This is a genomic window from Nonomuraea composti (assembly GCF_012034275.1).
In the GTDB taxonomy this organism is placed as follows: Bacteria; Actinomycetota; Actinomycetes; order Streptosporangiales; family Streptosporangiaceae; genus Nonomuraea; species Nonomuraea composti.
Genome location: NZ_JAATEP010000042.1, coordinates 79,169 through 101,766 on the forward strand (window position 1 = coordinate 79,169; position 22,598 = coordinate 101,766).

18 protein-coding genes are annotated in these 22,598 nt (G+C 71.9%); 12 read left to right on the top strand and 6 right to left on the bottom strand.

The genetic code is table 11. The features are described from left to right. Nucleotides 1-58: 58 nt before the first annotated feature. Genes HCN51_RS41540 through HCN51_RS41550 form a run of 3 tightly spaced genes read left to right on the top strand, consistent with a single transcriptional unit; the run spans nt 59 to nt 2,382 of the window. Nucleotides 59-733: a DUF998 domain-containing protein gene (locus tag HCN51_RS41540; RefSeq protein WP_168017521.1), complete on the top strand. Its 675-nt coding sequence runs from the start codon at nt 59-61 to the stop codon at nt 731-733. Nucleotides 734-737: 4 nt separating this feature from the next. Beyond that, nucleotides 738-1,112, top strand: a complete 375-nt coding sequence (locus HCN51_RS41545; RefSeq protein ID WP_168017522.1) for a YciI family protein — start codon at nt 738-740, stop codon at nt 1,110-1,112. A 13-nt stretch (nt 1,113-1,125) separates the two neighbouring features. Next, nucleotides 1,126-2,382 carry an RNA polymerase sigma factor gene (locus tag HCN51_RS41550; RefSeq protein ID WP_168017523.1) on the top strand — a complete coding sequence of 419 codons (1,257 nt, stop codon included), beginning with the start codon at nt 1,126-1,128 and terminating at the stop codon, nt 2,380-2,382. A gap of 6 nt (nt 2,383-2,388) precedes the next feature. Here the strand turns inward: HCN51_RS41550 and HCN51_RS41555 are convergent, their stop codons facing one another. After that, nucleotides 2,389-3,903, bottom strand: a complete 1,515-nt coding sequence (locus HCN51_RS41555) for an MFS transporter (RefSeq protein ID WP_168017524.1) — start codon at nt 3,901-3,903, stop codon at nt 2,389-2,391. 158 nt (nt 3,904-4,061) lie between these two features. Here HCN51_RS41555 and HCN51_RS41560 point away from each other — a divergent pair, with 158 nt between their 5' ends. From HCN51_RS41560 to HCN51_RS41585, 6 genes are all read left to right on the top strand, one after another. Continuing rightward, nucleotides 4,062-4,889, top strand: coding sequence for an amidohydrolase family protein (locus HCN51_RS41560; protein ID WP_346433984.1), 828 nt, complete (start codon nt 4,062-4,064; stop codon nt 4,887-4,889). A 308-nt stretch (nt 4,890-5,197) separates the two neighbouring features. Further along, complete coding sequence (locus tag HCN51_RS41565) at nt 5,198-6,034, top strand: SDR family NAD(P)-dependent oxidoreductase (RefSeq protein WP_168017526.1); 837 nt, start codon at nt 5,198-5,200, stop codon at nt 6,032-6,034. 401 nt (nt 6,035-6,435) lie between these two features. Continuing rightward, a complete protein-coding gene (locus HCN51_RS41570) occupies nt 6,436-7,413 on the top strand; it encodes an ABC transporter permease (RefSeq protein WP_168017527.1) in 978 nt (325 codons plus the stop codon). 1 nt (nt 7,414) lies between these two features. Continuing rightward, entirely contained in the window at nt 7,415-8,257 is an 843-nt protein-coding gene (locus tag HCN51_RS41575) for an ABC transporter permease (protein WP_168017528.1), read from the top strand. Next, nucleotides 8,254-10,323, top strand: coding sequence for a dipeptide ABC transporter ATP-binding protein (locus HCN51_RS41580; protein WP_168017529.1), 2,070 nt, complete (start codon nt 8,254-8,256; stop codon nt 10,321-10,323). Before HCN51_RS41575 ends, HCN51_RS41580 begins: the two co-directional genes overlap by 4 nt. After that, the gene (locus tag HCN51_RS41585) at nt 10,320-12,035 is read left to right on the top strand and encodes an ABC transporter substrate-binding protein (protein ID WP_168017530.1); all 1,716 of its coding nucleotides are present in this window, start codon (nt 10,320-10,322) and stop codon (nt 12,033-12,035) included. Before HCN51_RS41580 ends, HCN51_RS41585 begins: the two co-directional genes overlap by 4 nt. Nucleotides 12,036-12,094: 59 nt before the next feature. On the opposite strand, the gene HCN51_RS41590 is transcribed toward HCN51_RS41585, so the two are convergent. From HCN51_RS41590 to HCN51_RS41600, 3 genes are all read right to left on the bottom strand, one after another. Continuing rightward, on the bottom strand, nt 12,095-12,508 hold the full coding sequence (locus tag HCN51_RS41590; RefSeq protein ID WP_168017531.1) for a peptidase inhibitor family I36 protein: 414 nt from the start codon (nt 12,506-12,508) through the stop codon (nt 12,095-12,097). A 69-nt stretch (nt 12,509-12,577) separates the two neighbouring features. After that, the gene (locus HCN51_RS41595) at nt 12,578-13,420 is read right to left on the bottom strand and encodes an NAD(P)H-binding protein (protein ID WP_168017532.1); all 843 of its coding nucleotides are present in this window, start codon (nt 13,418-13,420) and stop codon (nt 12,578-12,580) included. Nucleotides 13,421-13,474: 54 nt separating this feature from the next. After that, entirely contained in the window at nt 13,475-14,503 is a 1,029-nt protein-coding gene (locus tag HCN51_RS41600) for a saccharopine dehydrogenase NADP-binding domain-containing protein (protein ID WP_168017533.1), read from the bottom strand. An 80-nt stretch (nt 14,504-14,583) separates the two neighbouring features. Between HCN51_RS41600 and HCN51_RS41605 the strand changes: the two genes are divergently transcribed. Next, nucleotides 14,584-15,204: a TetR/AcrR family transcriptional regulator gene (locus HCN51_RS41605; protein WP_168017534.1), complete on the top strand. Its 621-nt coding sequence runs from the start codon at nt 14,584-14,586 to the stop codon at nt 15,202-15,204. Nucleotides 15,205-15,249: 45 nt separating this feature from the next. Here HCN51_RS41605 and HCN51_RS41610 read toward each other — a convergent pair whose 3' ends face one another. After that, on the bottom strand, nt 15,250-17,784 hold the full coding sequence (locus HCN51_RS41610) for a polysaccharide lyase 8 family protein (protein ID WP_206068491.1): 2,535 nt from the start codon (nt 17,782-17,784) through the stop codon (nt 15,250-15,252). A 403-nt stretch (nt 17,785-18,187) separates the two neighbouring features. Between HCN51_RS41610 and HCN51_RS41615 the strand changes: the two genes are divergently transcribed. Next, nucleotides 18,188-20,647 carry a glycoside hydrolase family 3 N-terminal domain-containing protein gene (locus HCN51_RS41615; RefSeq protein WP_240973789.1) on the top strand — a complete coding sequence of 820 codons (2,460 nt, stop codon included), beginning with the start codon at nt 18,188-18,190 and terminating at the stop codon, nt 20,645-20,647. A gap of 160 nt (nt 20,648-20,807) precedes the next feature. On the opposite strand, the gene HCN51_RS41620 is transcribed toward HCN51_RS41615, so the two are convergent. After that, nucleotides 20,808-21,329: a snapalysin family zinc-dependent metalloprotease gene (locus tag HCN51_RS41620; RefSeq protein WP_168017535.1), complete on the bottom strand. Its 522-nt coding sequence runs from the start codon at nt 21,327-21,329 to the stop codon at nt 20,808-20,810. A 144-nt stretch (nt 21,330-21,473) separates the two neighbouring features. Here HCN51_RS41620 and HCN51_RS41625 point away from each other — a divergent pair. After that, the coding region (locus HCN51_RS41625) for an ABC transporter ATP-binding protein (protein WP_487353034.1) at nt 21,474-22,598 on the top strand (1,125 nt) is incomplete at its 3' end.

Here is a 22,598-nt window from a genome sequence, read left to right on the forward strand (position 1 = left end):
TTCGCCGCCTGGTCAGAGGGCCGGACCCGCCGGCCCCCGCGACCCAAGGTGGATCACCATGACCCAGCTCGCCCGCTCCTCCTCCCGCCCGCGCCTCCTGCTCGCCTGCGGCGTCCTGGCCGGCCCCATGTACGTGACCGTCGCCCTGGCGCAGGCGTTCACCAGGGAGGGCTTCGACCTGGCCCGCCACCCCTGGAGCTACCTGGCGGGCGGCGACCTCGGCTGGATCCAGACGCTCAACTTCGTCCTCACCGCCCTGGCCACCCTCGCCGCCGCCGCCGGCCTGCGCCGCGCGCTGGCCCCGGGGCACGGCGCCCGCTGGGCTCCCGTCCTCGTCGGGGTGTTCGGCGCGAGCATGATCGGCGCCGCGCTCTTCCCCGCCGACCCCGCCAGGGGCTTCCCCGCCGGAACGCCGGAGGGGCCCGGCACGGTCACCCTCTCCGGGATCCTGCACATGGCCGTCGGCGGCGTGGGCTTCCTGTGCGTGAGCGCGGCCTGCTACGTCATCGCCTCCCGGTACGCCCGCGACGGCCGCCAGGGCTGGGCCTGGTACTCGCGGATCACCGGCACCCTGTTCCTCGGCTCGTTCGCCGGCATCGCCGGCGGCGGCGGGATCGCGTGGGCCAACCTCCTGTTCGTCGCCGGCATCGTGGCCCTCTGGTGCTGGATGTCGCTAGTGTCGCTGGACCTGTCCCGCTCCCTCCCGGCCACCACCATCACCGAAGGGCACTGAGACCATGCGTTACCTCGTCACCCTCAAAGTCACCGCCCAGCCCGGCGGCCCGCCCCCGGCCGACCTCATGGACGCCATCATGAAGCTCGGCCAGGAGGCCACCGAGTCCGGCTCCCTGCTCGACACCGGCGGCCTTGCGCCCAGCTCCGAGGGCGCGCGGGTCGAGGTCAGCGGCGGCCGGCTGATCGTCAGCGACGGCCCGTTCGCCGAGGCCAAGGAAATGATCAGCTACGCCCTGTACGAGGTGCGGAGCAAGGAGGAGGCCGTCGAGTGGGCCTCCCGGTTCGTCCGGCTGCACCGCGACCTGTGGCCGGGCTGGGAGGGGGAGGCCGACGTGCTGCGGCTGTTCGGGCCGGCGGACTTCGCGCCGCCCGCCTGATATTCAAGGACGCATGACGGTAGCCGACACCCACCGGGCGGTCGAAGCGGTCTGGCGCATCGAGTCCGCCCGGGTCATCGCCGCGCTGGCCCGCATGGCCGGCGACATCGGGCTGGCCGAGGAGCTGGCCCAGGACGCCCTGGTGGCGGCGCTGGAGGAATGGCCGCGCACCGGCGTACCGGACAATCCGGGCGCCTGGCTGACGCAGACCGCCAAGCACCGCGCGATCGACCAGTTCCGCCGCCGCGACACCTACCAGCGCAAGCTTGAACAGATCGGCCGTGACATGGAGCTGCGCCAGGAGTGGGCGGAAGCCGACCTCGACGACCACATCGGCGACGACCTGCTCCGCCTGATCTTCACCGCCTGCCACCCCCAGCTCCCGGTCGAGGGGCGGCTCGCGCTCACCCTCCGGCTGCTCGGCGGCCTGACCACCGCCGAGATCGCGCGCGCCTTCCTCGCCCCCGAGCCCACTGTCGGCCAGCGCATCTCCCGCGCCAAGCGCACGCTCGCCGACAAGAGGATCCCCATCGAGCTGCCCCCGCCCGCCGAGCTGCCCGCCCGGCTGGCCTCCGTCCTCGAAGTCATCTACCTGATCTTCAACGAGGGGTACGCGGCCGGCGCCGGCCCCGACTGGACCCGCCCCGACCTCTGCCAGGAGGCGATGCGCCTCGGCCGCGTGCTGGCCGGCCTCATGCCCGCCGAGCCCGAGGTGCACGGCCTGCTGGCCCTCATGGAGCTCCAGGCGTCCCGCCTCCCCGCCAGAACGGCCCCCGACGGCACCCCGATCCTCCTCCCCGACCAGGACCGCAGCCGCTGGGACCACCTCCTCGTCCGCCGCGGTCTCGACGGCCTGCGCCGCGCCGAGGAGCTGGGCACGCTCGGCCCGTACGGACTCCAGGCCGCCATCGCCGCCTGCCACGCCCGCGCCCGCACCCCGCAGGCCACCGACTGGCCCAGGATCGCCGCCCTCTACCGGCTCCTGGCCCACCTCACCCCCTCACCCGTCGTGGAGCTGAACCGGGCCGTCGCGGTCGGCATGGCCGACGGCCCCGCCGCGGGGCTGGCACTCGCCGACACCCTCCTGACCGAGCGCACGCTGCGCCACTACGCCCACCTGCCCGCCGTCCGCGGCGACCTGCTGGCCAAGCTCGGCCGGCCGGAAGAGGCCGCCGCCGAGTTCCGCCGCGCGGCCGAGCTGACCCGCAACGACCGCGAGCGCGAGCTGTTCCTGGGCCGCGCCGCCACCCTCGACCCGGCAGCCACGTAGCGGCGGTCAGGACGGCTGGGGAGCCGGTTCCTGATCGGGGAGCCGGGCCTCTGCGGCGGAGGTCGACGGGCGCATGGTGCGGACCAGGACGGCCAGGCCGGTGAAGATGGCCGCCGCCACGGCGCCGTTGACGTGCAGGCCGGTCGTGAACGCCGCCCGGGCGGCGTCCAGCAGGACCGCGGCCTGATCGGCGGGAAGCCGCGCGGCGGCGGCGATCGCGCCCGCCAGGGAGTCGGTGGCGGGCAGGGTGCCGTTCATGTGGCTGCGGTAGACGACGGCGGCCACCACGCCGAGCAGGGCGAAGCCGAGCGAACCGCCGAAGTAGTTGCCGGTCTCCGACAGGGCCGCGGCCGAGCCGGCGCGCTCCGGCGGTACGGAGCCGACGATCAGGCCGGTGCCCAGCGCGAACAGGGGGCCGGTGCCCAGGGCCAGGACGGTGATGCCGGTCATGACCAGGGGAAGGGCGGTGGGCCCGTCCGTGCCGACGAAGATCAGCAGGAGGCTGCCCAGGGCCGACACCACGAGGCCGCCGGCGATCGCGGAGGTGTGGCTCGTCCGGCGGGCCAGCGCGGGTGCGAGCATGGTGCCGGCGGCCGTGCCCAGGCCCATGGGGGCGAACAGGATCGCCGACAGGACCGGCGAGAAGCCCAGCACGCTCTGCAGGTACTGGGTCACCAGCAGGCCGGTGCCGGCCATCGCGATGCCGGCGAAGACCAGCGCGACGATCACCCCCGTGAACGGGCGGTTGCGGAACAGCCGCAGGTCCAGCAGCGGCGACTCCAGCCGCAACTGCCGGCGGACGAACACGAAACCGAGGGCGGCACCGGCGGCCAGCGCCACCGCCGGCCCGGCCGGGACGTCCTCCACGGTGAGCTGCTTGATCCCGTACACCATCAGGAGCACCGCCGCCAGCGACAGCCCGACGCTGGCCGGGTCCAGCCGACCGGCCTGCCCGCCCCGGAACTCCGGCAGCAGGACCGGGCCCGCGAGCAGCAGCACCGCCATCGCGGGCACGGCCACCAGGAACACCGACCCCCACCAGAAGTACTGCAGCAGGAACCCGGCCAGCACCGGGCCGAGCGCGCCGCCGGTGAACTGGCACGTCGCCCAGATGGCGATGGCCCGGCCGCGCCGCCGCCCGTCCGGGAACATGTTGGTGATCAGGGCGAGAGTGGACGGCATCAGCGTCGCCCCCGCCACACCCAGCAGCGCCCGCGCGACGATCAACATCGCCGGGCTGGTCGAGCACGCCGCCACGACCGACAGGACCGCGAACGCCGCCGCCCCGATCATCAGCAGCCGCCGGCGGCCGATCCGGTCGCCGAGCGTGCCCATCGTGATGACGAGGCCGGCCACCATGAACCCGTAGGCGTCACTGATCCACAACTGCTCTACACTGCCGGCGCCCAGGTCGGCGCTCAGCTGCGGCAGCGCGAGGAACAGCGCCGTCATGTCCATCGCGACGAGCAAGGTCGGCAGCAGGAGCACGACCAGCCCCCACCACGCCCGGTTGGTTCCCATGTCCAAGAACTCCCTGGTCTCTTGACGTTTCGCGCCTTGGTCGGAGCGGGCGGGAGCTTTTCGACATGGGGCCGGTCACGGTCGCGGGCAGGGCTCGCCGGGTGTGGCCGTCGTTCGCCACTGTTGATCACTCCTATCGGATACATAGGATGTCTGCCGTGAATCGCATCGATGCCCACCACCACGTCTGGGACCTGTCCGCCCGCCCCCACGCCTGGCTCGACGGCGACAGGATGGCGCCGGTCCGCCGCACGTACACGCTCGACGACCTCGCCGGGCCCGCCTCTGCCGCCGGGGTGACCGGCACCGTGCTGGTGCAGGTGCTGGCCGACCTGGAGGAGACCCGCGAGTTCCTGACCCTGGCCGCCGGGTCCGACCTGGTCGCCGGAGTGGTCGGATGGATCGACCTGACCGCGCCCGACGCCGCCGACACGCTCGCCGCGCTGCCGGCCGGGCTGGTGGGCGTGCGGCACGGCGTGCAGTCCGAGGCGGACCCCGCCTGGCTCAACCGGCCCGACGTGCGCCGCGGGCTGGCCGCCGTGTCCGCCGCCGGGCTCGCCTACGACCTGCTGACGCTGCCGCACCAGCTGCCCGCCGCCGCCGACACGGTGGCCGCGCTGCCCGAGCTGACGTTCGTGCTCGACCACCTGTCCAAGCCGCCGATCGCCTCCGGGGAGCTGGAGCCGTGGCGCAGCCGGATCAGGGAGCTGGCCGCGTACCCGAACGTCTACTGCAAGCTGTCGGGCATGGTCACCGAGGCCGACTGGGAGTCGTGGCGGGTGGCCGACCTGCGGCCGTACGCAGAGGTGGTGCTGGAGGAGTTCGGCCCTTCGCGGGTGATGTTCGGCTCCGACTGGCCGGTCTGCCTGCTCGCGGCCGGGTACGGCCAGGTCGTTTCGGCCGCGGACGAGCTGTGCGCCGGGCTGTCGGAGAGTGAGCGGGAGGAGGTGTTCGCCGGGACGGCGCGGCGGGCGTACAAGCTCTAGGAGGAACGCGAGCCGACCGAGCGGCTTGGCGTCAGCCGTGCCGCGCTGCGCGACCCTCTGCGCCTGTTCGAGGCGCTCGGCGTGCTCCGACGGCTTCTTCCTGCTCGCCGCCGCGGGCATCGAGCGTCCGCTACGACCGGGGGAGTAGCGGGCTCTGTCGGCCGCACCCACCGGGAGTAGGGCTCAGGGGCGTCCGCAGTCCCCGGGGTGCAGGTGGAGGCGCGCCCCGGGCCCGATGCCCGTGCCCCCTCGCGCAGGGCACTGTGGACGGGAGAGGACGGACCCCCACTCCACGAGGGAGCGCAGTCATGAGATTTCCGGATCTGCAGGGCAAGGTGGCGCTGGTGACCGGCGGTTCGGGTGGCATCGGCAGGGAGACCGCCCGGGTGCTGGCCGAGCAGGGCATGAAGGTCGTCGTCAACGGCCGCGACCCCGCCGCCCTCGCCTCCGCCGTGGAGCACGCCGCCCAGCACGCCGCACAGGACGCCGCACAGCACGCCGTTCATGACGCCACCCAGCATGCCGAGCAGGGCGCCGGAGGATCAGGTGAGGTGATCGGGATCGGGGCCGACACCACCGACTTCGCCGCCATCGAGGCCATGCGCGTGGAGACCGAGCGCCGTCTCGGCCCCGTGGACGTGCTGGCGATCTTCGCGGGCGGCGGCACGGGCGGCCGGCCGCGGCCGATCGACGAGCTTCCCGAGGAGGACTGGCAGGCCACCGTGCAGGCCAACCTCACCTCCACCTACCTGGTCATCAAGAGCTTCCTGCCGGGCATGCGGGAGCGCGGCCGTGGCTCGATCATCACGATGTCGTCGCTGGCGGCCCGCACCCCCACCTCGGCTTCCATCGCGTACACGGCGGCGAAGGCGGGCGTGATCGCGCTGACGAGGCAGCTCGCGCACGAGGTGGCCCCGGCGGGCATCCGGGTCAACGCCGTCGCGCCTTCGACGATCATGACGGATCGCTTGGAGGAGCGCATGCCGGCGCCGTTCAAGGAGCGCATGCTGGCCGAGCACCCGCTGGGCCGCCTGGGCACGCCGCTGGACGTGGCGAACGTGACGGCGTTCCTCGCCTCCGACAGCGCGTCCTCGTGGCTCACGGGTCTCACGATCGACGTGGCGGGCGGCAAGTGGATGCCGTAGCCCGATGACGGCGCGCACAACCGGCGAGAGAAGATGAGCCGGACCCGCGTTACAGCGCCCCAAGTCAATATGATATGAGGGCCTTTGTAGATCGTGCAATTTATGTCCGGATTCTGTGACACAGAGGGTTATGGGAGCGGTCTCAGTGGCCCTCTGGTAAGCCGCGTTTCCGCAGGTGGAGCCCGATGTTGGCGAGGTCTCAAGTGACTCGTTGATCTATTGTCGGTGACCTTACCGTTATATACCCCTGTTTCTGACTGTTATATTTTTGCTTATATTCTGCGCCCTGATCGCCGTCCCGACATCGCGTTGTCATTTCACGATGCGAGATGGGTTTTCGTTGCGGGGGGCGCCTCTCCGTACAGGAAGGTTGCGCCTCCGGTCAGCGCGAACGGAGAGTGATGGGCAAGTACCTGCTCCGCAGGTTGGCAATAAATGTGATCCTGGTCGCCATAGCGGCCAGTCTGGCGTACATGCTCGCGGCCACCACGATGAACCCGCGGGCGGCGTACGAGGGGCGTCAGCCCCCGGTGGCCGAGGAGGTCATCGACGCCACACTCAATGCCTACAACCTGAACGACAAGACCCCGGTGCTCCAGCGCTACGCGACCTGGGCCTCGGGAGTCGTCACCGGAGACTTCGGCAAGACGTGGAACGGCGGCTCGGTCAACCAGGAGATGGGCCGCCGCGTCATGGTCAGCCTGCGGCTCCTGCTCATCGGCACGCTGCTGGGCTTCGCCCTGGGCGTGGCGCTGGGCGCCGTCTCGGCGGTGCGGCAGTACAAGCTCAGTGACCGGGTGATCGGTGTCAGCTCCTTTGTGATCATGGCGATCCCTGTGTTCGTGCTGGCCACATTGCTCGCGATCGGTACCTACAACGTGAACAGAGGGCTCGGGTTCACGCTGATCGAGTACACCGGCGAGTACAACCCGCGGTTGTCAGGGTGGGACCAGTTCCTCAACCGGCTGAACCATCTCATCCTGCCGACGATCTCGCTCAGCCTCGGCTCGATCGCCTTCTACAGCCGGATCCAGCGCAACATGATGCTCGACGTCCTCAACCAGGACTTCGTCCGCACGGCGATGGCCAAGGGCCTGCGGCGCAGAACGGCGCTGATCAAGCACGCGCTGCGCACTGCGCTGATCCCGTCGGCGACGTACTTCGCCTTCGCGTTCGGGACGATGTTCACGGGCGCGACCTTCACGGAGAAGATCTTCTCCTGGCACGGCATGGGTGCCTGGCTGGTCGACTCGATCAACCAGAACGACGTGAACTCCGTGGCCGCGGTGACCTTCTTCGCCGCCGTCTGCATTCTGGCCGCATCCTTTCTGTCGGACCTGCTGGTGGCGGCCCTCGACCCCCGGGTGCGGGTGAGCTGAGATGCGATCGAAAGTCGTCTTCAAGCGCCTCGTGCGCAACCGGCAGGCTCGTTACGGCTTCGTCGCGTTGCTCCTGCTGGTGGCGCTGGCGTACGTGGGGCCGGTCTTCGGCTCGTACGACTGGACGGACAAGGACTTCATGGCCTTCTTGTCGGCGCCCGACGCCGACCACTGGTGGGGCACGACCGCTATCGGCCAGGACATGTTCGCGGTGACACTGCGCGGCATGCAGAAGTCGATCATCATCGGCCTGCTGGTGGCGCTGATCTCCACCGGCCTGGCCGCGATTGTCGGCGCTTTCGCCGGATACTTCGGCGGCTGGGTGGACCGCGCGCTCATGTGGGGCGTGGACCTGCTGCTCGTCCTGCCCAGTTTCCTGATCATCGCGATCATCTCGCCGAGGCTCCGGGACGGCGCGTCGTGGTTGTGGTTCGTCGCGTTGCTGGCGGCCTTCTCCTGGATGATCACTTCGCGAGTCGTCCGCAGCATGACGCTGTCGCTGCGTGAGCGCGAGTATGTCCTGGCCGCCGTCTACATGGGCATCCCGCGATGGAAGATCATCATGCGGCACATCGTGCCCAACCTGTCCTCCCTGCTGATCATCGACGCCACCCTGAACGTCAGCGGCGCCATCATCGGTGAGGCCGCGCTGTCCTTCTTCGGCTTCGGCATCCAGCCGCCGGACGTCTCGCTCGGCACGCTGATCGCGGAGGGCTCCCGCAACGCCACCGGCTACCCGTGGCTGTTCGCCTTCCCCGCCGGCCTGCTGGTCGCGCTGGTGCTCAGCGTCAACCTGATCGGCGACGGCCTGCGTGACGCACTCGACCCGGGGAGCAACTCGTGAGCATCTTGGAGGTCAGGGACCTCACCGTCACCTTCCCCGGCGGCATCGAGGCCGTGCGCGGCGTCAGCTACGAGGTCGAGCGCGGCGAGGTGCTCGGCATCGTCGGCGAGTCCGGCTCCGGCAAGTCCGTGACCTCGCTCGCCGTCATGGGCCTGCTGCCGCAGAACGCCGTGGTCAGCGGCTCGGTCAAGCTGCACGGCCGCGAGCTGCTCGGCATGAAGGAAGACGAGCTGGTCAAGGTGCGCGGCAAGGCCATCAGCATGATCTTCCAGGATCCGCTGTCGGCCTTCACGCCCGTCTACACGATCGGTGACCAGATCGCCGAGGCCGTCCGCGTCCACCAGAAGATGGGCAAGGACAAGGCGGCCAAGCGCGCCGTCGAGCTGCTCGACCTCGTCGGCATCCCCAACCCGAACCTGCGGGCCAAGGCGTTCCCGCACGAGTTCTCCGGCGGCATGCGGCAGCGCGCGATGATCGCCATGGCCATCGCCAACGACCCCGACCTGCTCATCTGCGACGAGCCGACCACCGCGCTCGACGTCACCATCCAGGCGCAGGTCCTGGAGGTGCTCAAGACCGCGCAGCAGGAGACCGGCGCCGGCATCGTGATGATCACCCACGACCTGGGCGTCATCGCCGGCATGGCCGACCGGGTGCTCGTCATGTACGCGGGCCGGCCCGTCGAGCAGGGGCCCGTGGACGACCTCTACTACCGGCCGCGCATGCCGTACACGATGGGGCTGCTCGCCTCGATCCCCCGGGTGGATGGCGAGGAGGGGCCGCTCGTGCCCATCGAGGGCAACCCGCCCTCGCCCGCCTCGCTGCCGCCCGGCTGCCCGTTCGCGCCGCGCTGCCCCATGAAGGTGGACATGTGCGACGACGAGGAGCCGCCGCTGACGCCGTTCGGCGGCGGGCGCCACGTCGCCTGCATCCGCGCGCACGAGATCGAGCACAAGGGGCTCACGGGCGCCGACGTGTTCCCGGTGCCGGTCATCCCGCCGAGCGACGTCGTCCGCGTGCCGCGCACCGAGCGCGCCACCGTGCTGGAGCTCGACGGCATGAAGAAGCACTACCCGCTGATGAAGGGCGCGATCTTCAAGCGCCGCGTCGGCACCGTGTTCGCGGTGGACGGCATCAGCTTCGACATCGCCGAGGGCGAGACGCTGGCCCTGGTCGGCGAGTCGGGCTGCGGCAAGACCACCACGCTGCAGCAGATCATGCAGCTCGAACCGCCGCAGGACGGCCGGGTCGTCGTGCTCGGCAAGGACAGCGCCAAGCTGGACAAGGCCGCGCGCAAGGCGCTGCGCGGGGACCTGCAGATCGTCTTCCAGGACCCGATGGCCGCGCTCGACCCGCGCATGCCGGTCGGCGACATCATCGCCGAGCCGCTGCGCGCGCACGGCAGGAAGGACGTGGCCGCCAAGGTCGCCGAGCTGCTGCAGCTCGTCGGCCTGGCGCCGGAGCACGCCGAGCGTTACCCGCAGCAGTTCTCCGGCGGCCAGCGTCAGCGCATCGGCATCGCCCGCGCGCTGGCCCTGGAGCCGAAGCTGCTGGTGCTGGACGAGCCCGTGTCGGCGCTCGACGTCTCCATCCAGGCAGGCGTGATCAACCTGCTGGAGGAGCTGAAGAACAGGCTGGGCCTGTCCTACCTGTTCGTGGCGCACGACCTGGCCGTGGTCCGGCACCTGGCCGATCGTGTGGCCGTCATGTACCTGGGCAGGATCGCCGAGATCGGGGCGGTCGCGAACGTCTACGACCGTCCCGCGCACCCCTACACGCAGGCGCTGCTGTCGGCGATCCCGCTGCCCGACCCCGAGATGGAACGCACCCGCAAGCGGATCCTGCTCGAAGGCGACCTGCCCAGCCCGGCCGACCCGCCGTCTGGATGCAGGTTCCGCACCCGCTGCCCCAAGTTCGCCCGGCTCAGCGAGGCCGAGCGCCGGCGGTGTGTGGACGAGGAGCCCTCGGTTGCCCGGCTGGCGAACGTCGTCGATCACGGCGCCGCCTGCCACTACGCGGAGGAGATCGAGGTCATCACGGCCTCGGATAATCAGGAGGAAGAGTGAAGGTTCGTTACCGTGCGGCCGCTGGGCTGGCGGTCCTGGCCCTGGCCGTGGCCGCCTGCGGCGGAGGCGGCGGTTCGCAGAGCAAGCAGCCGAACGCCGAGCAGTCGAAGCAGGCTCAGCAGCAGATGACGGAGACCCCCGCCATCAGCATCAACCCGGTGCCCTATGAGCAGGTCAAGGACGGCGGCACGCTCACTCTCGCCATCGGGCAGTGGCCGACCCAGTGGAACCCCAACCACGTGGACGGCAACCAGGCCGACACCGCGACCATGCTCGACCCGATCCTGCCGCAGTTCATGATGGCGGACGAGAACGCGCAGTTCACGCCGAACCCCGACTACCTCGCCGACGTGAAGAACGAGACGGTCGACGGCAAGCAGACGGTCACCTACACCCTCAACGAGAAGGCCACCTGGTCCGACGGCACGCCGATGACCTGGAAGGACCTTGAGGCGGCGTGGAAGGCCAACAACGGCGAGAACAAGAAGTACAAGCCGGCCTCCACCGACGGCTGGGACAAGATCGAGTCGGTGAAGAAGGGCGACTCCGACAAGGTCGCGATCATCACCTTCTCCAAGCCGTACTCGGAGTGGCAGGGCCTGTTCAACCGCGGCACCGCGCACGTCATCCCGGGCGCGCACATCGACACGCCCGAGAAGTTCGACAACGACTACAACCAGAAGATCCCCGCCACCGCGGGGCCCTTCAAGGTCGAGAAGATCGACGAGGGCACCAAGACGCTGACCCTCGTGCGTGACGACAAGTGGTGGGGCAGGAAGCCCAAGCTCGACAAGATCATCTTCCGGACCATCGCCGACTCCTCGGCCGAGGTGAACGCCTTCGCCAATGGCGAGATCGACGCCGCGTACATCGAGGCGGGCAACCCCGCCAACCTGCAGCGGGCCAAGGCGGTGCCGAACGCGGAGATCCGCAAGGCGCTCAGCCCGAACTGGCGGCACATCACGGTCAACAACCAGAGCGAGTTCCTGAAGGACAAGTCGGTCCGCCAGGCCGTCCAGTACGCGATCAACCGCGACGTGATCACCCAGTCCGACCTGAAGGACATGGAGTGGCCGCTGCAGACGCTCGGCAACCACGTCTACATGAACAACCACAAGGGCTACGTCGACAACTCCGGCGAGCTCGGCAAGTACAACCTGGAGAAGGCCAAGCAGCTCCTCGACGCCGCGGGCTGGAAGCAGGAGGGCGAGTACCGCAAGAAGGACGGCAAGGAGTTCGCGCTCGACTTCGTGATCCCGGCCAGCGTCGCGACCTCGAAGACCGAGGGTGAGCTGACCCAGGCCATGCTCAAGGAGGCCGGGATCAAGGTCACGATCCGCCCGGTCCCCGATGACAAGTTCTTCACCGACTTCATCATCAAGGGCGACTTCGACCTGGTGCCGTTCTCGTGGATCGGCACGCCGCTGCCGCTCGGGAGCCTGCCCCAGATCTACAAGACCGGCTCCGAGAGCAACTTCCCCAAGGGCAGCGACCCGGCGGTCGACGCCGCCATCCAGGCGGCCGTGGACGAGACCGACCCGGCCAAGGCCATCGAGCTGGCCAACGCCGCCGACAAGCTCATCTGGGACATGGTGCACACCATCCCGCTGTACCAGCGTCCCGACATCTGGGCCGTGAAGAAGACGCTCGCCAACTGGGGCGCGCGCGGCTACAAGTACTACGACTACACGGAGGTCGGCTTCACCGCCTGATCCTCTCGGGTGAAGAACCCCCGGCCTCTTGCTTCCGAGGCCGGGGGTTCCCCTATTGGTCAGCCGTGCGAGTCGGACACCGAGCCCTTGAACGTGGCGAAGCAGGACGGCCCGTTCGCGCCGTCGAAGCGGACGGAGTTGAAGAAGTCGCGGAAGCTGACGAAGAAGTTGCCCTTGTCGCGCGGCTGGGTCACCGCGGAGCAGCCGCCGTAGCCGGCTTCGGAGTAGAGGTGGATCCAGGAGTCGGTACGGTTCCAGTCGGACTTGGCGCGGTCGGCCATGCCGAGCGCGGCCAGGTCGGGGGTGTCGGTCTTGATCTGGATGATGTCGCCGGTGCCGTCGAGGCCCGAGAACATGCAGTAGTAGCCGTCCTGGCACCGGTCGTACCCCTCGGCGGCGTGTGCCGGGGCGCCGAGGGCGGTCACGGCGGCGGCGGCCAGGGGGAGCGCCAGCAGGTGAAGCTTCTTGCCCACTCTTCCTCCATGGGTGAAACTTTCTTTCCTTGACCATACATGGCGCGATCTTGTCGGAAAAGGGGTCGGCTATCCGGCCGCGAACTCCCGCAGCGTCAGGGGAGCCCGGCCGCCGTACCGCTCGATGGTCTCCGTGACGCGGTAGAGCGGGTGGTCGCCGGTGCCGATGAAGCGGAAGAGCGCCCACAGGTGGGTCAGGTGCTCGACCGCGTACGCGTCCTCGTACACGTCCATCGCCCCCGCCTCCCACTCGTCGGGCGGCACGTCCACGTACTCGACGCCGAGCGCCCGCGCCGCCTCCCCGGCGGTGGACATCTGGCCCGTCACCGGGCACACCGGGTCGGCCGGCGCCGGATCGAGCAGCAGCCCGGCCCCCACGCGGGCCACGTCCTCGGCGGCGACCAGCGGGATCCGCGTGGTGGGCGGGCCCAGCGGCAGCGCCAGCCGGCCCGCGGCGGCCACGACGACGGCCAGGTTCTCGAAGAACACCGCCGCCCGCAGGTGCACCGCGCCCACCCCGGCCCAGTCGAAGACCTGCTCCGACAGCCAGTGCCGGCGCATCCGCGGCGTGCCCGCCTCGGGCTGGGCGTCGAGCTGCGACACCTCGACGACGCGCGTCACCCCCTCCTCTTTGGCGGCGGCGGCGAACGCGGCGGTCGCGTCCATCAGGCCCGCCGTGACCGGATAGGTGAAGAACGCCCGGCTGATCCCGCGCATGGCGCGGCGGACGTCGGAGATCTCGCGCAGGTCGCCCACCACCACCTCCGCGCCCAGCTCGCGCAGCGCGGCGGCCCGGTGGTCGTCGGCGCGCACGAAGGCGCGTACCTTCTCGCCGCGCTCCAGCAGCAGCTCCACGACGTGCCGCCCGGTCGAGCCCTGCCGCCCGCCGGCCGCCCCCGTGACCAGGATCATCGCTCCTCCTCCAAAGTGGGCATGATCATCTCTCCTCCTCCAAGGCGGCCGGGATCATCTCGCCTCCTGCAAGGTGAGCCTGAACAGGCCGAGCCGCTCCAGGTCCCGCAGGAACGGCTCGGCGGGGAACGCCTCGGCCGGGCCGAAGACGCCCGCCCCCGGGCCTCGCCCGCCGGCCAGCCGGACGGCCGCCTCGACCGAGGCCAGCGCGCTCATGCGCCACAGGTCCTGCCCGCGCGCCTGGCCGGCCCGGCCGCCGCCGCCCTCCGTGATCACCTGCGTGGCGACCGTGAACTGCGAGCCCGCCCTGGTGGCGGCGTCCACGTGCTCGCTGGTGAACGCCTGCTCCTCCTCGAACGTGTGCGCCGTGAGCTGCGCCTCGACCTGCCGCGCCGCCACGTGCCTGGGCACCGTGACGACCTCGGGGAACGGCACCGGCGCGATCATCGTGCGCGGACCGAGCGGCGGCGGGAACGGGAAGACGGCGTTGCGCGGCTCGACGTAGCCGACGTGCTGGGCGCCGTCGGTGTACGTGATCCGCCGGGTGTCGGCGAACAGCAGCTCGGCGGTCTTCCTGGCCCCCGTGGTCAGCCGCCAGCCGGACACCGCGTACGCGGTGATCACCCGGTCGATCCCGGTCAGGCCGGTGGCGGCGGCGCCGGCGAGCAGGTCGCCCAGCCCGCCGTAGAAGCTCATGGCCGTGACCATGGTGATGCCGGCCGCGCGGGCCGGGCCTTGCATCGCCTCGAACATCCACTTCGTGTGGTGCTGCTCCAGCGCGTGGTCCACGTAGTGGCAGCCGGCCTCGGCGGCGGCCGTGGCCAGCGCCGCGCCGGTGTCCGTGAACGGGCCCGCGCAGTGGATCAGCACGTCCGCCGAGCCGGCGAGGTCCCGTAACGCGGCGGGCTCGTCGATCGCGGCCTGGTGCACGCGGGCGCCGCCCAGCTCCTCGGACAGGGTCTTGAGCCTGTTGCCGTCGCGCCCGGCCAGGACGACCTGCATGCCCCGGTCGTGCAGGTCGGCCGCCACCAGGCGGCCGGTGTGGCCGGTGGCGCCGTAGACGGCGATGTGCGGTGGTGACATGAGCGCTCCACTGAGATACTCCGAGTACGTAACTATGTTCGAAGTTACGTACCGCGAGTATGTAAGTCAACGGGAGCACGATGATCCGCCGGACCCAGGCAGAGCGTTCCGACGAGACCACGGGGCGGCTGGTGCGGGCCGCGCGGGAGCGGTTCGGCGCCGCCGGATACGCGCCCACCTCGATCGACGCGGTCGCCGCCGCCGCCGGAGTGACCAAGGGGGCCGCCTACCACCACTTCGGCGGCAAGGCGGAGCTGTTCCGGGCGGCGTTCGTGGCCGAGCTGGAGGCGGTGGACGCCAAGCTGCTCGCCGTCGCCGCCGAGGAGGGCGACGTGTGGACGGCGCTGCGGCGCGGCTGCCGCACCTTCCTGGAGCACTGCCTCGACCCCGGGTTCCGGCAGATCGTGCTGCTCGACGCGCCCGCCGTCCTCGGGTGGGAGACCGTGCGGGCGATCGAGCACGATCACATGCTGCGCATCCTGCGCGACGGCCTGAGCCTCGCCGTCGCGGCCGGGCTGGCACCGGACGGCGACCTCGACGCCCGCGCGCGGCTCGTCTTCGGCGCGTTGTGCGAGGGCGGCATGCTGCTGGCCCGCTCCGAGGAGCCGGCGGCCGACCTGCCGCGCATCGCCGCCGAGGCCGACCGCCTGCTGTCCGCCGTGGTCAGGCCGGGAGAGCGCGATCCCAAGGCCCTGCGGTAGAACGCAGGCGGGCGTCAGCCCCGGGCGATGGCGGGCTCGCGGGTGTCACGCCAGGGAGACCGTGATCTTTTGGGTGGCGCCCGCCGTGCCGCGCAGGTCGCCGAAGGTCAGGCGCAGCGAGTCGCCCGTGCCGGCCGCCCGGACCGACGGTGGGGCCGACAGCACCTCGCGTACCGGGCGGTCCCAGGCGAGGGCGAGCGCGGCGGCGCCGCGCGGCGGGTCCGAGACGCAGAGCTGGGCGGTGCCGTCGGCGCGCTCGCGGATCAGCACGGACGCCGGAGCGCTGGCCGCGATCGGGCCCACGCGGGCCGGCGCCCACAGGTTCGCCGCCGTCAGGCCCAGCTCCGGCACCCTGATCGCCTGCGCGTCCCGGTCGTTGGCCAGGATCCGCAGCCGGCCCCGCGCCGCCGCCCTGGCGCGGGTCGCCTGCGCGGTGGCGCCGGGCATGAGCACGTACGCGTAGGCCGCGCCGGCCGGGTCGCGGCCGTGGTCCAGCCACATCGTCAGGTAGCGGCGGGTGATCGGGTCGGGGGAGCCGCCGGCGTTCACGTCCCGCCAGGAGCCGGTCCGCGCCTCCAGCAGGAGGTGCACGTCCGTGGGGGAGGGGAAGACATAGCCGGCGTGGCCGGGGACGTGCATCCAGGTGACCCCGGCCCGCCGTCCCCGCGCGGCGCCCGCCCACCCGTGGCCGCCGGCCTTCGCCCCACCGGTGTTCCAGCGCTCGCCGTTCACCCGGACGGCGGCCTCGCCGCGCGCCCCCAGGTTGCGGTTGTCCACCACGGTCTCCACCGGCGCCCCGTCCGCGCACGTGATGCCGGCCCCGAGGCACACCACGCAGTCGTCCAGGAAGAACCACGCCTTCCTGGCCGTCAGCGTGCCGCCCAGCCCCCGCAGATCCTGCCCCACCGCGGCGAACTCCCCGTCCGTCGTCCCGCCCACCCAGGCGGCGTCCGGACGGGGCAGCCCCCACGCGCCGCCCTCGCCGTCGGCCAGCCGCCGCGCCGACACGGTGATCCCCGGCAGCCGGTACGGGTCCGCCGTCGCCCAGAACGCGTCCGCGTACTGGTCGGCCCCGAACCCGTCGCCCCACCACGACAGCCAGCCGGCGCCCGTGTGCCAGCCCCGCGCGTTCTCGCCGTTGCCGTACTCGTAGTGCGCCACCCGCCGCGACGCCATGCTCACCGAGGCCGCCCAGCCGGGCCGCCGGTGCACCGCGCGATCCATGCTGGGGAACAGCCGGTGCCCCACCGGCTCGGCCGCCGCCCGCCCCTTCCCGCCGGACACGGCCAGGAGCCTCGCCGTACGGGCGACGCCCAGCGACCGGTTCGCGGCCACCGGCCGGCCGCGCTCCAGCCAGCCCTTCACCATGGCCCGCCAGCGCTCACCGCGCTCGCCGCCGGCCACCTCCGCCAGCAGCGCGATCGAGGCGAGCATGCCCTGCGCCCGCGTGTGGTCGCTCTGGCCGGCCCGGCTGATGCCGCGCCCGGCCACGTTGTCCATGAGCAGCCCGTTGTAGACGAACGGCGCGACCGCCTCGTCCACCGTCCCCAGGAACGCCCTCAGCTCGGGGCCGTCCAGGTCCCAGGGGGTGCCGCGCAGCAGCGCGCCCAGCATCGCGACGCCGCTGAACAGCGCCGTGCCGTAACCGCCGATGTAGGGGACGTAGCGGTGCTGGATGAAGGAGCCGTCGGCGTAGAAGCCGTCGCCCTCGGTGACCGGGACGAACACGGGGGTCAGCGCGTCCCTGGCGAGCTGGATCCGCGCGCCGTCGCCGCCGAGCACGCCGCGCAGCGCCAGCACCCGGCACAGGTCCACCCGGTTGGCGCCCGTGCTGCTGCCCGTGTAGCTGCCCACGGCCGAGCCCGGCACGAACGCGTCCACCGCCGCGCAGCATGCCGCCGCCCTGCGGCCGCTGGTCTGGCTCGACATGAGCAGGGCGGTGTCCAGCAGGGCCTGCGGGCCGCCGATCTGCCAGTGCCACCAGTTGCCGTACGGGGTGGTGCCGGGGCGGTAGACGTCGGCCAGCAGGTGGTCCAGGCCCGCCAGCACGGCCCGGCCCAGCGCGGCGTCGCCGGTCACGCCGGTGCCGGGCTGCGCGTACGCCTCGGCCATCACCCTCAGCCGGGTGAAGCTCTCGTGCAGGTTCCCCGACAGCGCACCCGGGTCGCTGATCGCGGGGCCTCGTGTCTTGGCCGTGGTCGCGCCGGCCTGGACGAGTGTGTGCTGCTGGGTGATCCCGATCCCCGCCGGGCCCGCGTAGGCGAGCCCGTGCCGCTGGGCGATCCCGATCGCGGGCGGGCCCGCGTAGGGCAGGCCGCGCCAGAGCGCGCCCGGTCGCGGGCGCATCGACTCCCCGTGCCGGGACGCCGCCCGGCCGAGCTCCGCCAGCCCGCTCCGATACGGCTCCGCGCCGCGGTCGAAGCCCTCGCCGAGCAGCAGGGCCCGCCATCGGGCCCGCAGGTCCGCGGGCCGCGCGGCCGCCTCGGCCGGGCCGGGAAGCATCCCGGTGGCGAGCCCGGTGCCCAGTGCCGCCCCGCCGGCCGCGCGCAGGAGGGCGCGCCGTGTCCATCCACCCGACATGAGCTCCCCCGAGGCCGGTCGTGATGCCGCTGCTTGCGGACATCGGGCACGTTATCGGGCGCACCTGCGGCGGACCGGGACGACTTCAGCGGTGTTGATCAACTGATGACGGTCTCATGCCCCTATCAGCGCCGTCGGCGTGTTCCTCCCGTAGCCGGGGCCCGCTCGGCGTTGCCGGCGGCGAAGGCTGGAAAGCGCTTTCCTCCTTGCATGGCCGGCAGGTCCTCGCGGGCGGTAAAGCGGCGCTGAAACTTTCACCCGTTCGGGGCCCGTTTTCCCTGGTGCTCGGGGGATGCCGGGGTGGCGGCGCCCGCGTCCCCGGGAAACTCAGCAGTTGTCACCTAGAGTGCGTTTGGGAGCGCTCCCAAATCACCCTTCGAGCCGAGCGCGGAGCAGCGTGCCAATGAGCAACCCGAGCAGAAGATGGACGAGCAGGGCCGCCGCGCTGATGCTCGCCGCCGCGGCCCTCACCGCGGCACCCGGCACCACCGTGGCGGCCCAGGCCGCCGCCTTCCCCTACCAGGACCCGACCCTCCCCGTCGCCACGCGCGTCTCCGATCTCCTGTCCCGGATGTCGCTGGATGAGAAGCTCGGCCAGATGACGCAGGCCGAGCGCGGGTCGGTCAGCGAGTCCGACGTCACCACGTACCGGCTCGGCTCGGTGCTGTCGGGCGGCGGGTCGGCGCCGTCGCAGAACACGGCGACAGGCTGGGCCGACATGTACGACAGGTACCAGAACGCGGCCCTGGCCACGCCCCTCGGCATCCCCGTGATCTACGGCGTCGACGCCGTCCACGGGCACAACAACGTCTACGGCGCCACGATCTTCCCGCACAACATCGGCCTCGGCGCCACCCGCGACCCCGACCTCGCCCAGCGGATCGGCCGGGCCGTGGCCGAGGAGGTGTCCGGCACCGGCATCGACTGGAACTTCGCGCCCTGCCTGTGCGTGGCCCGCAACGACCGGTGGGGTCGCACGTACGAGTCGTTCGGCGAGACCCCCGACCTGCCGTCGTCGATGGCCTCGATCATCACCGGCATGCAGGGCAGCGCGCTGAACGGCCCCGCCTCCGTCCTGGCCACCGCCAAGCACTACGTCGGCGACGGCGGCACCACCGGCGGCACCGACCAGGGCAACACCGAGCTGTCCGAGGCCGAGCTGCGGGCGATCCACCTGCCGCCGTTCAAGGAGGCCGTCGAGCGCGGGGTCGGCTCCGTGATGATCAGCTTCAGCAGCTGGAACGGCGCCAAGCTGCACGGCCACCAGTACCTGATCAGCACGGTGCTCAAGGGCGAGCTGGGCTTCGACGGGTTCGTGGTCTCCGACTGGAACGGCATCGACCAGATCGACGGCTCGCCCGGCACCTCCGCCCAGGACGTGCGCACCGCCGTGAACGCCGGCATCGACATGGTCATGGTGCCCGTCGAGTGGCGGCGCTTCATCGACCTGCTGCGGACCGAGGTGCAGGCCGGGCGGGTCACGACGGCGCGCGTGGACGACGCGGTGCGCCGCGTCCTGACCAAGAAGTTCGAGCTCGGGCTGTTCGAGAAGCCGCGCACGGACCGGTCGTACACCTCCACCGTCGGCAGTGCGGCGCACCGGGCGCTGGCCCGCGAGGCGGTCGCGAAGTCGCAGGTCGTGCTGAAGAACGCGGGCAACCTGCTGCCGCTCGCCAAGAGCGGCGGCAAGCTGTTCGTGGCCGGCAAGAGCGCCGACGACATCGGCAACCAGAGCGGCGGCTGGACGATCTCCTGGCAGGGCTCCTCCGGCACCATCACGACCGGCACCACCATCCTCCAGGGCATCAGGAACATGGTGGGCTCCGGCACCACCGTCACCTACAGCCGCGACGGCAGCGGCATCGACGGCTCCTACCGGGCCGCCATCGCCGTCGTCGGCGAGACCCCGTACGCCGAGACCCAGGGCGACCGCCCCGGCGGCCTCGGCCTGGACAGCACCGACCTGAACACCATCAACACCCTGCGCGCCTCCGGCGTCCCGGTCGTCGTGGTGCTCGTCTCCGGCCGCCCCCTCGACATCGCCGCCCAGCTGCCCGGCTGGAACGCGCTGGTGGCCGCCTGGCTGCCGGGCACCGAGGGGCAGGGCGTGGCCGACGTCCTGTTCGGGGCCGCGCAGCCGACCGGCAAGCTGCCCATGACCTGGATGAGCAGCGCCTCCCAGCAGCCGATCAACGCGGGTGACGGCAAGACGCCGCTGTTCCCGCAGGGGTTCGGCCTGACGTACGAGCCGGGTGGCCAGGACGACACCAGCCCGCCCAGCACGCCCGGCACCCCCGTCGCCTCCGCCGTCACCTCCTCCTCGGCCACCCTCACCTGGACGGCCTCCACCGACGACGTGGGCGTGACCGGCTACGACGTGGTCCGCTTACAGGGCTCGGCCGAGACGGCGGCGGCCACCTCCGCCACCGCCTCGGCCGCACTGACCGGCCTGACGGCGAACACGTCCTACACCTTCGCCGTCTACGCGCGCGACGCGGCCGGCAACCGCTCCGCCCGCTCCGGCACCGTCACCCTGACGACCACGGGCGGCGGCACGGGCGGCGGCTGCACGGCGACGCCGGCCACGCAGAGCCAGTGGGGCAACGGGTACGTCATCCAGGTGACCGTCACCAACACCGGGACGGCGGCCCGCACCGGCTGGACCGTCACCTTCACGCTCCCGCCGGGGCGCGCGGTCAGCGGCGGCTGGAACGGCACGTTCGCCACCTCCGGCCAGACCGTCACCGTGCGGAACGCCGCGCACAACGGGGCGCTGGGGGCGGGGGCGAGCACGTCGTTCGGCTTCCAGGGCACCCGCCCGAACGGTGACACGTCCCTGCCGTCCGGCTACACGTGCGCCTGAGCCCAGGGCGCGCCTCGGGGGGACGGTGGCGCGGCGCCCGCGCCACCGTCCTTCACCGCAGGCCGGCGGCACGGCACTCGCGCCACCGTCCTTCACCGCAGGCCGGCAGCGCGGCACTCGCGCCACCGGCCCTCCACCTTGGGACTCACCACCTCAGGGCTCACCGCTCCTCGTGCAGCCGCCCGAACTCGACCAGCGGCGTCGCACCGGCGAAGTTCCGGTCCACCTCGGCCCGCTCGGCGGCGCTGGGCGTCGCGTTCGTGCAGCTCGTGGGCGCGCTCGACCCCGACATCAGGTCGGAGCACCGGCCGGTGCGCCGATCCGGCAGCCCCAGGATGTGGCCGATCTCGTGGGTGGCGATGCGCAGCGGGTAGTAGCCCTGGTTCACGGCCTGCCGGCCCATCCAGACGGTGCCGCGGCCCAGGCTGGTGGGCAGGGCGCGGGGCCAGCCGTTGTCGGCGTACACGACGAAGTGGGCGGGCGTGCCGCGCATGAGCCGCACGTTGGCGACGTTGGCGTTCCAGACCTGGGCCGCCTGGTCGACGGTGGCGCTGAACTCGGCGGCGCGGCCGGCGTCGTACCTGAGCACCGTGACCAGGGCGGTGGCCTGAGCGGGCGCGGTGACCAGCAGGAACGCCAGGCTCAGGACGGCGGAGAGCGTGATGCGGAGCGGTCTTGACACGGAGCCTCCTCCGGGAGTTGGGGGTGTTGTGACGGTATGCGCACCACCTCCTCGGGGAGACGTAGCAAGTTGCCCCTATCACGGTGATATGGCCGCTGTGCCGGAGTGCCGGAAACTGTCGGTGGTCACGTGCACACTCAGTGCATGCAGAATGAGCCGCTCGAACTCGGCGAGATCTCCTTCTCCACCTGGTACGCCCACACCGACAAGATGGCGGAGGTCGGCTTCCTCACCATCGCCAGGAGGCTGCCCTCCCTCGTCGGCCAGGCCATGCGCATGGCCTGGCAGGCGAGCCCCCGCGACACCCTGGCCACCGTCGTCCTCAACCTCCTGGGAGGGGTGTTCACCGCGTTCGGCCTGCTGGCCACCACCGGCGTCCTGACCGCGCTGTTCAGCGAGGGCCCCACCCCCGGCCGCGTCATGGCCGCCCTGCCCGCCCTCACCCTCGTCGGCGCCGCCGCCGTGCTGCGCACGGCGACCCAGTCCGGCGCGGGCTGGGCGCAGGCCCGCCTCACCCCGCAGATCGCCCGCCTCACCGAGGAGCGCCTCTACGGCCTGACCAGCCAGGTGGAGCTCGTCGCCTACGACGACCCCGACTTCCACGACGCCATGGAACGTGCCAGCAGCCGCGGCGTCGCCATGGCCGACTCGGTCGTCGCCTCGGCCATCGACGTCGTCACCGCCGCCATCGGCATCGTGGCCGCCGCGGGCGTGCTCGGCGTCCTGCATCCCGTCCTGCTGCCGCTCCTCCTCCTGGCCGTCCTGCCCGACGCCTGGGCGGCGGTCCGCAGCGCCCGCATGCGTTACTCCACCATGTACGCGCTCATCCCGGCCCGCCGCCGCAAGTGGATCATCGGCCAGCTCCTGGCCGAGCGCGGCCCCGCCGCCGAGGTGCGGGCGTTCACGATGCGCGGCTTCCTCCTCCGCATGTACGACGCGGTCGCCCGGGCCGAGCAGGACGTCATGCTCGGCCTCGCCCGACGCCAGACGGTGGCCAAGCTCGTGGGCGAGGCCCTGGGCGGCCTCGGCACGGCGCTGGTCTACGTCGCGCTCGGCATCCTGCTGGCCGTGGCCGCGATCCCGCTCGCCGTCGCGGGCACCGCCGTGCTCGCCATCCGCTCCGGCCAGACCTCGCTCGGCAACCTCATGTACGCCACCAACCACCTCTACGAGGAGGGCCTCTACTTCACCGACTTCCTCGACTTCTGCGCCGAGGCCGAGCGCCGCCTGTCCGTCCCGCGCCCGGCCCCCGTCCCCGAGGGCTTCGAA

Excerpts from the sequence above, each read along its gene's own strand:
- HCN51_RS41545 (WP_168017522.1), top strand. The coding sequence starts at position 738 with ATGCGTTACCTCGTCACCCTCAAAGTCACCGCCCAGCCCGGCGGCCCG.
- HCN51_RS41570 (WP_168017527.1), top strand. The coding sequence starts at position 6,436 with ATGGGCAAGTACCTGCTCCGCAGGTTGGCAATAAATGTGATCCTGGTC.
- HCN51_RS41615 (WP_240973789.1), top strand. The coding sequence starts at position 18,188 with ATGAGCAACCCGAGCAGAAGATGGACGAGCAGGGCCGCCGCGCTGATG.
- HCN51_RS41540 (WP_168017521.1), top strand. The coding sequence starts at position 59 with ATGACCCAGCTCGCCCGCTCCTCCTCCCGCCCGCGCCTCCTGCTCGCC.
- HCN51_RS41565 (WP_168017526.1), top strand. The coding sequence starts at position 5,198 with ATGAGATTTCCGGATCTGCAGGGCAAGGTGGCGCTGGTGACCGGCGGT.
- HCN51_RS41555 (WP_168017524.1), bottom strand. The coding sequence starts at position 3,903 with ATGGGAACCAACCGGGCGTGGTGGGGGCTGGTCGTGCTCCTGCTGCCG.
- HCN51_RS41600 (WP_168017533.1), bottom strand. The coding sequence starts at position 14,503 with ATGTCACCACCGCACATCGCCGTCTACGGCGCCACCGGCCACACCGGC.
- HCN51_RS41550 (WP_168017523.1), top strand. The coding sequence starts at position 1,126 with ATGACGGTAGCCGACACCCACCGGGCGGTCGAAGCGGTCTGGCGCATC.
- HCN51_RS41595 (WP_168017532.1), bottom strand. The coding sequence starts at position 13,420 with ATGATCCTGGTCACGGGGGCGGCCGGCGGGCGGCAGGGCTCGACCGGG.
- HCN51_RS41610 (WP_206068491.1), bottom strand. The coding sequence starts at position 17,784 with ATGTCGGGTGGATGGACACGGCGCGCCCTCCTGCGCGCGGCCGGCGGG.
- HCN51_RS41575 (WP_168017528.1), top strand. The coding sequence starts at position 7,415 with ATGCGATCGAAAGTCGTCTTCAAGCGCCTCGTGCGCAACCGGCAGGCT.
- HCN51_RS41605 (WP_168017534.1), top strand. The coding sequence starts at position 14,584 with ATGATCCGCCGGACCCAGGCAGAGCGTTCCGACGAGACCACGGGGCGG.